Annotated in this window: 13 protein-coding genes; 8 read left to right on the forward strand and 5 right to left on the reverse strand. The window is 74.0% G+C overall.

What is annotated here, in order from left to right; genetic code table 11:
- The first annotated feature begins 454 nt into the window (after window positions 1–454).
- The gene (locus M3673_RS16735; protein WP_251535044.1) at window positions 455–1,843 is read left to right on the forward strand and encodes an FAD-dependent oxidoreductase; all 1,389 of its coding nucleotides are present in this window, start codon (window positions 455–457) and stop codon (window positions 1,841–1,843) included.
- A 3-nt stretch (window positions 1,844–1,846) separates the two neighbouring features.
- Here the strand turns inward: M3673_RS16735 and M3673_RS16740 are convergent, their stop codons facing one another.
- Complete coding sequence (locus tag M3673_RS16740) at window positions 1,847–2,788, reverse strand: SGNH/GDSL hydrolase family protein (RefSeq protein ID WP_251535045.1); 942 nt, start codon at window positions 2,786–2,788, stop codon at window positions 1,847–1,849.
- A 72-nt stretch (window positions 2,789–2,860) separates the two neighbouring features.
- Window positions 2,861–3,586 carry a PaaX family transcriptional regulator C-terminal domain-containing protein gene (locus M3673_RS16745; RefSeq protein WP_251535047.1) on the reverse strand — a complete coding sequence of 242 codons (726 nt, stop codon included), beginning with the start codon at window positions 3,584–3,586 and terminating at the stop codon, window positions 2,861–2,863.
- Window positions 3,587–3,680: 94 nt separating this feature from the next.
- Between M3673_RS16745 and M3673_RS16750 the strand changes: the two genes are divergently transcribed.
- Window positions 3,681–5,312, forward strand: coding sequence for an acyl-CoA dehydrogenase family protein (locus M3673_RS16750; RefSeq protein WP_251535049.1), 1,632 nt, complete (start codon window positions 3,681–3,683; stop codon window positions 5,310–5,312).
- A 61-nt stretch (window positions 5,313–5,373) separates the two neighbouring features.
- Here M3673_RS16750 and M3673_RS16755 read toward each other — a convergent pair whose 3' ends face one another.
- A complete protein-coding gene (locus M3673_RS16755; protein ID WP_285839571.1) occupies window positions 5,374–5,826 on the reverse strand; it encodes a MarR family winged helix-turn-helix transcriptional regulator in 453 nt (150 codons plus the stop codon).
- Between the two features lie 68 nt (window positions 5,827–5,894).
- On the opposite strand from M3673_RS16755, the gene M3673_RS16760 reads away from it, so the two are divergent.
- The 6 genes from M3673_RS16760 to M3673_RS16785 all read left to right on the forward strand — a co-directional run bounded on the left by M3673_RS16760 (window position 5,895) and on the right by M3673_RS16785 (window position 10,527).
- The gene (locus M3673_RS16760) at window positions 5,895–6,338 is read left to right on the forward strand and encodes an OsmC family peroxiredoxin (protein ID WP_056863233.1); all 444 of its coding nucleotides are present in this window, start codon (window positions 5,895–5,897) and stop codon (window positions 6,336–6,338) included.
- 99 nt (window positions 6,339–6,437) lie between these two features.
- Window positions 6,438–7,691 carry a uracil-xanthine permease family protein gene (locus M3673_RS16765; RefSeq protein ID WP_251535051.1) on the forward strand — a complete coding sequence of 418 codons (1,254 nt, stop codon included), beginning with the start codon at window positions 6,438–6,440 and terminating at the stop codon, window positions 7,689–7,691.
- 43 nt (window positions 7,692–7,734) lie between these two features.
- Window positions 7,735–8,319, forward strand: coding sequence for a potassium channel family protein (locus tag M3673_RS16770; protein ID WP_251535053.1), 585 nt, complete (start codon window positions 7,735–7,737; stop codon window positions 8,317–8,319).
- The gene (locus M3673_RS16775; RefSeq protein ID WP_056863236.1) at window positions 8,316–8,714 is read left to right on the forward strand and encodes a hypothetical protein; all 399 of its coding nucleotides are present in this window, start codon (window positions 8,316–8,318) and stop codon (window positions 8,712–8,714) included. Before M3673_RS16770 ends, M3673_RS16775 begins: the two co-directional genes overlap by 4 nt.
- A gap of 83 nt (window positions 8,715–8,797) precedes the next feature.
- Window positions 8,798–9,259, forward strand: coding sequence for a DUF350 domain-containing protein (locus M3673_RS16780; protein WP_056863237.1), 462 nt, complete (start codon window positions 8,798–8,800; stop codon window positions 9,257–9,259).
- Window positions 9,259–10,527, forward strand: coding sequence for a glutathionylspermidine synthase family protein (locus M3673_RS16785; protein ID WP_056903261.1), 1,269 nt, complete (start codon window positions 9,259–9,261; stop codon window positions 10,525–10,527). Before M3673_RS16780 ends, M3673_RS16785 begins: the two co-directional genes overlap by 1 nt.
- A gap of 7 nt (window positions 10,528–10,534) precedes the next feature.
- On the opposite strand, the gene M3673_RS16790 is transcribed toward M3673_RS16785, so the two are convergent.
- Together M3673_RS16790 and M3673_RS16795 are read right to left on the reverse strand one after the other, a co-directional pair.
- Entirely contained in the window at window positions 10,535–11,305 is a 771-nt protein-coding gene (locus M3673_RS16790) for a bacterial transcriptional activator domain-containing protein (RefSeq protein WP_251535055.1), read from the reverse strand.
- A gap of 116 nt (window positions 11,306–11,421) precedes the next feature.
- On the reverse strand, window positions 11,422–12,159 hold the full coding sequence (locus M3673_RS16795; protein ID WP_251535057.1) for a GAF and ANTAR domain-containing protein: 738 nt from the start codon (window positions 12,157–12,159) through the stop codon (window positions 11,422–11,424).
- Between the last annotated feature and the right edge of the window lie 10 nt (window positions 12,160–12,169).

Below are 12,169 nucleotides of genomic sequence, written 5' to 3' on the forward strand. Positions count from 1 at the left end.
TTCTCGGGCGGGCCGGTCGGCGACGGGAGGCAGCCCCGCGTGGCGGGTCGGCGGCGCTCGCGGCGACCGACCGTCCAGGTCCGGGTGCCAAGGACCTCCACCGACCACTCGGAGACCGACGGGTCACGACGCGACGCCCCAGTGCCCCGACGGTCGCCGGCGTGGCTCCTGAGGAGCGAGCGCAGCGGTCGTCTCGACGGGCTCCCTCCTCGACCACCGGGGTGCCGGGGCCGCCGAGGCCGCCGGGACGACCGTCGCGCGGCGAGGTGTGACGCTCGACGTCACAGTCGGATCCGGGGGAGCGACCTAGGTCACAGTCGTATCCTGTGACCTCACAGCGGATCGGTCCCTACTACGGCTTGGCGGGGCCCGCGATGCTGGTGCAGGGCGCAGGTGCGCCCGACCTCGGTGCGCGACCTGCGCGCCGTCCCTCTCGCATCAGGAGTGAGCAGTCATGAGGAAGTTCCGGGTCGCCGTGGTCGGTGCCGGTCCCGCGGGCATCTACGCGGCCGACATCCTGACCAAGGAGCACGAAGGCGCGAGCGTCGACGTGATCGAGCGGCTGCCCGCGCCGTACGGCCTGGTCCGCTACGGCGTGGCGCCGGACCACCCGCGGATCAAGGAGATCGTCAAGGCGCTGCGGCGCGTGCTCGACCGCGACTCCATTCGTTTCCTCGGCAACGTCGAGTACGGCCGCGACGTCACCCTCGACGAGCTCAAGCGCCACTACGACGCGGTGATCTTCTCCACCGGCGCCATGTCGGACCGCTCCCTCGACATCCCCGGTGTCGACCTCGAGGGCAGCCACGGCGCGGCCGACTTCGTCAGCTGGTACGCCGGACACCCCGACGTGCCCTCCGAGTGGCCGCTCGACGCTCGCTCGGTGGCCGTCATCGGCGCCGGCAACGTCGCGCTCGACGTCGCCCGCATGCTGGCCAAGCCCGCCGACGAGCAGCTGACCACCGAGATCGCCGACAACGTCTACCAGGGCCTCAAGGCCAACCAGGCCACCGACGTGCACGTCTTCGCGCGCCGCGGCCCCGCGGAGATCAAGTTCTCCCCCATGGAGCTGCGCGAGCTGTCCCACTCCCCGAGCATCGACGTGCTCGTGGAGGAGGAGGGCTTCCAGATCGACGACGACGGCCAGTCGCGCATCAGCAGCAACAAGGGCGTCCGCCTCGTGGTCGACACCCTGCTCAAGTACCTCGAGGCCGAGCCGACCGGCGCGCAGCACCGCATCCACATCCACATGTGCCACGCCCCGGTCGAGATCCTCGGCGAGGACGGCAAGGTCGTCGCGATCCGCACCGAGAAGACCGAGATGGACGGCACCGGCAACGCCCGCGGCACCGGCGAGTTCGTCGACACCCCGGTCCAGGCGGTCTACCGCGCGATCGGCTACCGCTCCTCCAGCCTGGCCGACGTGCCCTTCGACGACGTCCGTGGCGTGGTGCGCCACGACGGCGGTCGGGTCGTCGACGAGGACGGCATCCAGCTCACCGGGCTCTACGTCACCGGCTGGGTCAAGCGCGGGCCGGTCGGTCTCATCGGCCACACCAAGTCCGACGCCAGCGAGACCGTGCGCCACCTGCTCTCCGACCTTGAGAAGACCCCTGCCCCCGAGGTCGGTGACCCCGAGGGCATCGTCGAGCTCCTGCTCGCCCGCGGCGTCGGCGTCACCACCTGGGAGGGCTGGGAGCGTCTCGACGCCCACGAGGTGTCGCTGGGCGAGGCCTCGGGTCGCGAGCGGATCAAGGTCGTCCCGCGCGAGGAGATGCTGCGCATCTCCCAGGGCTCCGACGACCAGGGCTCCGACGACCAGGGCTCCGACTCCCGGGGCTGACCGCTACGGCACCAGGTCGAGGACCCGCATGGCCCGCGCGGCCATGCGGGCCTCGCCTAGCGCATTGGGGTGCACGATGACCGGGTTGGTGCCCTGGAGCACCGGCTCGATCCAGCGCACGCCGACCTCCTGGCAGGCGTCGTGGCCCTCGGAGACCCGGTTGAGGTTGACGTACGTCGAGCCCGTGGCCGCCGCCGCGCGGCGCACGGCGTCGTTGAGCGTGGCCTGGAGGCTGCGCAGGTAGGGCACGTCGCCCTCGGCGACCGGCATCTGGTCGAAGCACCCGCCGGTGCGCGGCAGGATCCACGGGTAGCCGAGGATCGCGACCTCGGCGCGGGGCGCGCGACGTGCGACCTGGCGCAGCACCTTCACGATCGCGGGGTAGGTGGTGTCGCGGATCGTGTCCTCGTAGCTCGAGCCGAACTGGTCCTTGCACGGGCTGCCCTGGCCCAGCGACAGCACCCCGAGCGCGCCGCAGGACAGGATCGAGCCGATGAAGACGCCGCTGTCGTTGCCGCCGATGGTCATCGTGACCAGGCGGGTGCGCCGGTTCAGCGCGTCGAGCTGCGGTGCGACACCGGGGTACTGGCCCTCGGCGTAGTCGCCGGTCTCGGCGCCGCCGCAGGTCACGTCGACCAGGCGCGCGCCGGTGCGCCCGGCGATGAGGTGGGGGTAGTTGAGCGTGGAGCGCAGGCACTGGGGCGGTGCCGTCGGGTCGGGCGGCAGGACGCCCGAGGCGGCGCTGTAGGAGTCGCCGAGCGCGACGTAGCGCGCCCCGTCGGCCAGCGCGCCGCGCAGGTCGCGCCGGGCGTCGCGGTCCGTGGCGGCGCCGCCGGACGAGCCGGTGGCGCCCGCAGGAGCCACGAGCAGGGTCGCGGCCAGCGCGAGGACCGCGACCAGGACGGACGCCAGGGCGGCGGGGCGGGCGGGCGTGCGTGGGCGCATCGGGTCTCCGTCGACGGGGGGACGGGCGAGGTGGCGCCCGTCACAGCGTTCTACGCGGCGCTCCCGCCCCCGTCAAGGGCGTCCGGGCGTCACGGTCCCGCCGAGCACCTCGGCCACGAGGTCGCGCTGGTAGCCGTCGTAGGCCGCTCGCGCCCGGGCCGCCGGCCAGCCGGGCGGCTCGAGCGGGGCGGGGAGCAGCGGGTCGGCGGCGAGGTGGCGCACCAGCCGCGCGGCGAGGGCGAGCCGGGTCGCCGGCGTGGCCGCCTCCGCGAGGGCGGCCGTGGTCCGCTGCGCCTCCTCGGCCCAGCCCCGGAGGTCCCACAGGCGGGCGGCGAGGCCCGCGGGGTCGTCGTCGGGGCGGGCGCGGAAGAGGGTGGTGGTCGGGTCGGCGGGGGTGGGGCGCTCGAGGTTGGCGGGCCGGGTCCAGACCCCCTCGCGGAGCTCGGCGAGTCGGGCGGCGGCCAGCCGGGAGCGCAGGGCGGAGCGCTCGGTGCCGGGGCGTCCGGCCACGGTGACCACGACCATCTCCCAGTCGCCGTCCCACGCGGCGGCGCGCGGGCGGTGCTCCTGACGCTCGCGGCGCTCGACCAGGCGCCGGCCGAGGCGGTGCTCGGCGCCCTCGCGGGTGACGTCGCCGGCGGCGACCGCGCGGCTCAGCGCGACGCGCACCGTGGCGGGTGCGACCCCCAGGTGCTCGCCGGCCCCGACGAGCTCGGCCCCGGTCATCGGTCGCGGGTGCGCCCCGAGCAGGAGGCTCAGCACCACCGAGCGGGCGGGGAGCGGCTTGACCTCGGGCACCGGCCGAGTCAACCACAGGGGCATTACGTCTCTGGACACGACTGTCACGTCAGACGTAATGTCGTCTCCCGACGCGTCGATCCCAGGAGGGCCCATGACCGCGACCCACGAGGTGCTCAACCAGGTGCCGCCGCTGGTCGGGCACGACACCAGCGACGACGCCGCCCTGCGCGAGGGCCTGGAGCGCGAGGGGGCCGGGTGGGCGCTCGGGGAGGTCTCCGACCTGGGCCGCCTGGCCGGCAGCGCCGAGGCGCAGGAGCTCGGGCGCCTCGCCGAGCGCCACCGCCCGGTGCTGCACACCCACGACCGCTACGGCCACCGCGTCGACGAGGTCGTCTACGACCCGGCCTACCACGAGCTGATGCGCACCGCCGTCGCCCACGGGCTGCACGGCGCCGCCTGGGCCGACGACCGGCCGGGCGCCCACGTCGCGCGCGCGGGCCGCTTCATGGTGTGGAACGTCGACGCCGGCCACACCTGCCCGATCTCGATGACCTACGCCGTCGTGCCCGCCCTGCGCGCGCACGCCGACCTCTCGGCGCGCCTCGAGCCGCTGCTCACCGGGCGCGACTACGACCCCGTCCTGCGTGACCCAGAGACGAAGCGCGGGCTCGTCGCGGGCATGTCGATGACCGAGAAGCAGGGCGGCTCCGACGTCCGCGCCAACACCACCACGGCCACGCCGCAGAGCGACGGCACCCACCTGCTGGTCGGCCACAAGTGGTTCACCAGCGCGCCGATGTCCGACGTGTTCCTCACCCTCGCCCAGGCGCCGGGCGGCCTGTCGTGCTTCCTCGTGCCGCGGGTCCTGCCCGGCGGCGCGCGCAACCCGCTGCGCCTCGTGCGGCTCAAGGACAAGCTCGGCAACCGCTCCAACGCCTCCAGCGAGATCGAGTACGACGGAGCCGTCGGCTGGCTCGTGGGCGAGGAGGGGCGCGGCGTGCGCACCATCGTGGAGATGGTCAACATGACCCGTCTCGACTGCGTCATCGGCTCCGCGGCCGGCATGCGCGCGGGCCTGGTGCAGGCCGCCCACCACGCCCGCCACCGCGCGGCCTTCGGTCGCCCGCTGCTGCAGCAGCCCCTGATGCGCAACGTGCTGGCCGACCTGGCGGTGGAGTCGGAGGCCGCGACGACGACGATGCTGCGCCTGGCCGGAGCCAACGACCGCGCCGTGCGCGGCGACGAGGGCGAGGCGGCGCTGCGCCGCATCGGCCTGGCCGTGACGAAGTACTACGTGTGCAAGCGCGCGCCCGTCGCGGTGGGGGAGGCGCTGGAGTGCCTCGGCGGCAACGGCTACATCGAGGACTCCGACCTCCCGCGGCTCTACCGCGAGATGCCGCTGCTCTCGATCTGGGAGGGCTCGGGCAACGTCGCCGCCCTCGACGCGCTGCGCGCCCTGGGGCGCGAGCCGCACACCCTCGACGCCTTCCTCGGCGAGGTGGAGCTGGCCGCGGGAGCCGACCGCCGCTTCGACGACGCCCTGGCCCGGCTGAAGAAGGAGCTGACCTCCTTCGACGACCTCGAGGTGCGCGCGCGGCGCGTGGTGGAGCAGCTGGCCCTGGTGCTCCAGGGCTCGCTGCTCGTGCGGCACGCCCCCGCGGCCGTCGCCGACGCCTTCTGCGCCTCGCGCCTGGGTCGCGACTGGGGCGGCGCGCTCGGCACGCTGCCGCCCGGCCTCGACCTCGACCCCGTCGTCGAGCGCGCACTCGTCGAGGTGCCCTGACCCGTCGAGCGCGGACCCGTCGTGCGCGGACCCGTCGTGCCCTGACCCGTCCGGACCCGGGTCAGCCCTCCAGGGAGCGACCGGCCGAGGCGGTGACGCCGCGCAGCAGGTCGCGCAGGGCGACGGCCTGCTCGGCGGTGACCCCCAGCGCCTCCGCGACCCGGCACTGCACCCGCTCGGCCTCCGGTCGCATCGCCTCGCCGGCGGCGGTGAGGGCGACCAGCACCACCCGCTCGTCGGCGGTGCTGCGGCGGCGGGTGACCAGGCCGGCCTGCTCCATGCGGCGCAGCAGGGGCGTCAGGGTGGCGTGGTCGAGGCGCAGGGTGGCGGCCAGGTCCTTGACCGCGCACTCGTCGCGGCCCCAGAGCACGACGAGCACGAGGTACTGCGGGTAGGTGACCCCGAGGTCCTCGAGGATCGGCCGGTAGGCGGCCGTCACCGCCCGCGAGGCGGCGTAGAGGTCGAAGCAGAGCAGGGCGTCGAGCTCGTGCCCGACCTCGGTGGTGGAGGACATGCTTGAATCTTACTCGTGGGCAGGTATCTTGTGTACAAGACATCTTCGTCGACCGAAAGGAACAGCACATGCCCACGCGCACCGCTCGCACCGCCTGGAACGGCACCCTCGAGGACGGCTCCGGCCAGGTCGAGCTCTCCAGCTCTAAGGTCGGCACCTACGAGGTCTCCTTCCCCAAGCGCGCCGCTGACGAGGCCGGGGGCACCACCAGCCCCGAGGAGCTGATCGCCGCCGCGCACTCCGCCTGCTACGCCATGCAGCTCTCGGCCTTCATCGCCGAGGCCGGCGGCACCCCGCAGGCCCTCGACGTCAAGGCCGACGTCTCGCTCGGCCCCGACTCCGCCAACGGCGGCTTCAAGCTCACCGGCATCACCCTGACCGTGCGCGGCGAGGTCGACGGCCTCGACGCCGCCGGCTTCGCGAAGGCCGCCGACGCGGCCAAGGCCGGCTGCCCGGTCAGCAAGGCCCTCACCGGCGTCGAGATCACCCTCGACGCCGCGCTCGAGGACTGAGCGCTCCACCAGCTCCACCAGCTCCACCGGCCCTGGTCCACCTGGTCCACCTGGTGCCCCGGTCGGCACGGCGGGTCCTCGACACGCGACGATGACCCCATGCGCCTCTCCTGGACCCTGCACCGCGACGGCCGCACCGTCGCCGACGACGAGATCGTGCGGCCCGAGGAGCGGCTGGCCTGGCCGCTCACGATCGGCCTGGGCGCCCAGCACGTCGTCGCGATGTTCGGGGCGACCTTCCTGGTGCCGCTGCTGACGGGCTTCCCGCCCACCACCACGCTGTTCTTCTCCGGCGTCGGCACGCTGCTCTTCCTCCTCGTCACGGCCAACCGGCTGCCGAGCTACCTCGGCTCGTCGTTCGCCTTCATCGCCCCGATCCAGGCCGCCACGGCCACCGGCACCCTGGGCAACGCCCTCTTCGGGGTGCTGGCGGTCGGGCTCACCCTGGCCCTGGTCGGTGTGGTCGTGCTCGTGACCGGCACCCGCTGGATCGAGGCGCTCATGCCGCCGGTGGTCACGGGCGCCATCGTGGCCCTCATCGGCCTCAACCTCTCCGGCGCCGCCACGGCGAACGTCCAGCTCGCGCCGTGGACGGCCACGATCACCCTGGCCACCGTCGTCGTCGTCGCGGTCGGCCTGCGCGGGCTCGCCGCGCGCCTCTCGGTGCTGCTCGGGGTGGCGGTCGGCTACGTCGTGGCCGCGCTGGCCGGCGCCGTCGACCTCGGCCCGGTGCGCGACGCGGCCTGGGTGGGCCTGCCCGACTTCTTCGCCCCCGAGCCGAGCTGGAGCGTGCTGCCGGCCTTCCTGCCCGTCGTGCTGGTGCTGGTGGCGGAGAACGTCGGCCACGTGCGCACCGTGGCCCACCTGACCGGCGACGAGTCGCTCAACCGGCTCACCGGGCGCGCCCTGCTCGCCGACGGGATCGCCACCACGCTGGCCGGCTCCGCGGGCGGCTCGGGCACCACGACCTACGGCGAGAACATCGGCGTCATGGCCGCCACCCGGGTCTACTCCACCGCGGCCTACTGGGTCGCCGGCGTGGTCGCGCTCGTGCTCAGCCTGTCGCCGAAGTTCGGCGCGCTGGTCAACACCATCCCCGCCGGCGTGCTCGGCGGCGTCACCGTGGCGCTCTACGGCCTCATCGGCGTCATCGGCGTGAAGATCTGGATCGACAACCGCGTCGACTTCTCCCGCCCGGTCAACCAGCTCACCGCGGCCGTCGCGCTGGTGATCGGCATCGGGAACCTCACCCTCGGCGGCGAGGACGTGCTCGTCACCGGCATCGCGCTCGGCACCGTCGCCGCCCTCGTCGTCTACCACGGCGCCACCGCGCTGGAGCGGCTGCGCGCGTGAGCGACGGGTTTGAGGTGCCCCCGCCGGTGGCAGGAGGTGGCCCATGACGTCCGTCACCGAGAACCCGCGCCGGGCCACCGCCCCGGTGCGCCGGCTGGTCAACGCCCCTCTCGCCCTCGTCGTCGCCATCGTCGTGGTCTGGGTCGGCTGCTCGATGGCCTACGCCGTGCTGGAGGACCGCGGCCCCGTCGAGTCGCTGTGGTGGGGCATCGTCACCGGGTCGACGGTCGGCTACGGCGACTCCTACCCCTCCTCCACGGCCGGGCGCGGCGTGGCCAGCGTCCTGATCGTCACCATGCTCCTGCTGGTGCCGATCGCGATCGGCCACGTCATCGCCGGCCTCGTCGTCGACCGCGACCAGTTCTCCCACGACGAGCAGGTCGCGCTGGCCGAGACCGTCGAGTCGCTCCACGACCGCGTCGAGACCCTCGAGCACCTGCTGCGCGCCAGCCTCACCGACGTCCACGGGAGCGCCTGGGTCGAGGAGCACCTGCGGGAGGCCGCCTCCCGCGAGCGCGCCCACCACGACGTCGACGACCGCATGCTCGCCACCTTCCACGGCACGCCCGCCACTCCTGCGGCCACCACCTCGACGCCCGCCACCTCTCGCACGAAGGACCGCCCATGACCTCCCGCCCCGGCACCACCACCCGCCGCATGCGCTCGGCCGGCGTCTCGATCGGCGTTACCGCGCTCATGGCCGCCGGACTCACCGGCTGCTCGACCTCCGCCGACTACGCCGCGGTGTGCGTCGACCCCGACACCCAGGAGCGCGTCGACGACGACGAGTGCGACGACGACTCCGACTACAACGGCACCGGGTCGGGCTTCTTCTGGTACTACCTCGGCGCCAGCTCCCGCGTGCCGGGCGTCGGCAGCCCCGTCTCCGGCGGCACCTTCAACGGCTCCTCGCTCAGCGGCAACGTCCAGCGCGGCGGGCTGCCCAGCAGCGGCGGCACGTCGGTCAAGAGCGTCACCAAGACCGGGGGCTTCGGCGGCGTCAGCCGCGGCATCTCCTCCTGACCCGCCCGGCCCGCCCGGCCCGACCCGCCCGGCCCCGCCGCGCACCCGCCCTGCTCGTCGTACCGAACCCCTAGGAAGAACTCATGCTGGAAGCCCTGCTCGTCGCCCTCGGGCACGCGATCGTCTACGCCCTGGCCGCGGGCGTGCTGCTCGTCGTCGCCTACTACGTGCTCGACCTCGTCACACCGGGCCACCTCGGCAGCCACCTGCGCGGCATCGACGAGACCGGCGCGGAGTCGGTGCACGCCGCCTCGCGCTCGGCCGGGCTGGTCACCGCCTCCTGGCTGGTCTCCAACGCCCTGGTGCTCTTCACCGCGATCTGGACCAACGGCGAGACGTCGCTGGGCTGGGCCCTGGTCTGGACGCTGTGCTTCGGCCTGCTCGGCGTGGCCCTCAACGCGGTGATGTTCTTCGTCGTCGAGGCGCTGACCCCCGGTGACCTGCGCACCATCGTGTGCGAGCCCGGCCCGGTGCGCCCGCTGGCCTACGTCGCGGCCGCGTCGGCGATCTCGGTGGCGCTCATCGTCTGCGCCAGCATCGCCTGATGTGGCGCCACGCGTCGCGCCCGCGCCCGGAGTGGGAGCGCATCGTCACCGAGCAGGGGCTGATCTTCCCCGTCACCCCGACGCCCGAGGGCCGCACGGTGCCCTACTGGAACGAGTCGGCGTGGTACGAGGTGACCCTCGACGAGGTCGAGCTGCTCGAGGCCGCCACCGAGGAGCTGTGGGCGATGTGCGTCGACGCGGCCGGCCACATGGCCGCGACGATGACCGACGAGCGCCTCGGCCTGCCGCCCGGCAGCCTCGCGCTCGTGCGCCGCTCCATCGAGCGGGGCGACCCCGCGGTCTACGCCCGCTTCGACCTCGCCTACGGCGCCGACGGGTCGGTGAAGATGCTCGAGATCAACGGCGACACCCCCACCGGACTGGTCGAGACCGGCGTCGTGCAGTGGCGCTGGATCGAGGACGTCATGACCGACATCGACCAGTGGAACTCCGTGCACGACCGTCTGGTGGCCCGCTGGCGCGACCTGCTCGTCTCCGGTGAGCTCGAGGGCGACCACCTGCACTTCCTCTACGACCTCGGCGGGGAGGGGGAGTACGACGGCGGCGAGATGGAGATGACCGTCCACTACCTCATGGACTGCGCCGTGCAGGCCGGCTGGACCGTGATGGCCCACCCCATCGGCGAGGTCGGCTGGAACCCCGACACCCGCGACTTCCGCGACGTGCACGACCGCCCGATCCGCAACGCCTTCAAGCTCTACCCGTGGGAGGACATGCTGGGCGAGGAGTTCGGGCGGCTGCTGCTCGACGAGGCCGAGACGACCCCGGTGCGCTGGTTCGAGCCGGCGTGGAAGGTGCTGCTGAGCACCAAGGCGATCCTGCCCGTGCTGTGGGAGCGCAACCCGGGCCACCGGCTGCTGCTCCCGGCCTACTTCGACGAGCCCCGCGACCTCGAGGAGTGGGTGGCCAAGCCGCTGCACGGGCGCGAGGGCGACAACGTCACCGTGCACCTGGCCGACGGCCACGAGCAGACCAAGCCCGGCCCCTACGGAGCCGAGGGCTTCGTCTACCAGCGCTACTACCCGCTGCCGGTCTACGGCGGCAACTACGTGGTGCTCGGCTCCTGGGTCGTCGACGGGCAGGCCGCCGGCATGATCGTGCGCGAGTCCGACGGCATGGTCACCGACTACTTCAGCCGGGTCGTGCCCCACGCCATCAGCGACGGGCTCAGCCCCGACGACGCCACCGTGCGCGGCTGGCTGGCCACGCGTACGCCGGTGACGCCCCCGTCGCTGCCGCCGGGCTGACCGGGGCTCAGTCGGCGCCGGCTCCCCGCAGCAGCCGCAGGTGCAGCTCGCGGGTCTGCGGGGAGGGGTCGGCCCCGAGCTCCTCGGCGAGCTGGCGACGGTAGCCCTCGAAGGTGCGCAGCGCCGCCGCGGTCTCGCCCAGCTCGGCGTAGGCCGTCATGAGGGTGCGGTGGACGGCCTCGGCGCCGGGGTCGACGGCGATGGCCCGCTGGGCCAGGTCGACGGCCTCGCGCAGGGCGCCGGTGCGCAGAGCGGCCTCCGCCGCGTCGGCCAGCATCACCGAGCGCAGGCCGCGCAGGGCCGAGCGCTCGGCCCGCGCCCAGGCCGCCGTCTCGTCGTGGGCGCTGAGGTCGCCGGCCCACAGCGTCTCGGCCCGCCGGGTGTGGTCGAGCACGTCGACCAGCCGGTCGTCGAGGAGGGCCAGCCGGGCGTGGCGGACGTGGTCGCGGTAGACGGCGACGTCGACCCACGTGCCCTCGAGCACCAGCCCCTCGGGGTGGCGCACGACGCAGTCGGCCTCGACGGCGCGCCGGATCTGGCTGGCCGCGGTGCGCAGGCTGCCACCGGCGTGCTCCGGCGACGCCGTGGACCACAGGGCGTCGGTGAGGGCCCGCGCCCGCACGGGCCGCCCGTCGGCCAGGGCGAGGATCCGGAAGAGGTCCATGGTCTTGCCGGTGCGCCACGCCGCGGGGGGCACGACGGTGCCGTCGCGCCGCACGACCTCGAGACCGCCGAGCAGGCGGACGAGGACGGGCGGGGTGGTGCGGGGACCGGGCATGGCGGGCGGTGCTCCGTGGGGGGAGGGGGGATCGCAGCACCGGTCTGACCGCGGAGCCAACCCTAACCCCATCGCGTCCCCGGGCGCCGGAGAAAGCGACCGTGCTCCGCTCCGCCTCAGGTCGTCGGTCGCTCGGGGGGGAGCAGGTCCCCGACCGCGAGCCGTCCCTCGATGACGTCGGTGGCGACCGCTCCCAGGGAGCGGGCGTGCTCGCGGGCGAAGGCGCGCATCAGGGCGAAGGCCTCCTCGATCTCGAGCTCGGCCCACTCCGCCACCACGCCCTTGGCCTGCTCCACCACGATCCGCAGGCTCAGCGCCGCCTGGAGCTGGTCGGCCAGCACCTCGCGCTGCCGCGGGGTGCGCTCCTGGAGCAGCCCCACGGTCGCCACCGCCGTGAGTGCCCTGGCGAGCGCCCGGTCGTCGTCGGTGAGCTCGGTGATGGCGGCGTAGAGCAGGGTGATCGCTCCGAGGCGCTCCGAGCGCAGACGCAGCGGCACGGCGTGCACCGACGGGTAGCCGAGGTCCTCGGCCGCGCTCAGGAAGCGCGGCCAGCGCCGCAGACCCTCGGTGCGGGGCACGTTGACGACGTCGTCGCCGGAGTGGAACGCGTCGAGGCACGGCCCCTCGGCCGTGGCCAGGGCCTGGAGCTCGAGGTCGCGCGCGGCGTGGCTGGTGGTGGCGATGACCCGGAGCGCGCCACGCTGGTCGGCCAGGATGATGGCGGCGGCGTCGGCGCCGAGGATCTCGGCGCTGCGCTCGGCGAGGTTCTGGAGGAAGTCGACCACGTCGAAGTCGTCGCCGAGGGTGTCGGCGAGCTCGACGAACGTGGTGGCCAGCAGTTGCTCACGAGACACGGGTGTCCCT

This window comes from Nocardioides sp. P86, from assembly GCF_023712465.1.
Taxonomy (GTDB): Bacteria; Actinomycetota; Actinomycetes; order Propionibacteriales; family Nocardioidaceae; genus Nocardioides; species Nocardioides kribbensis.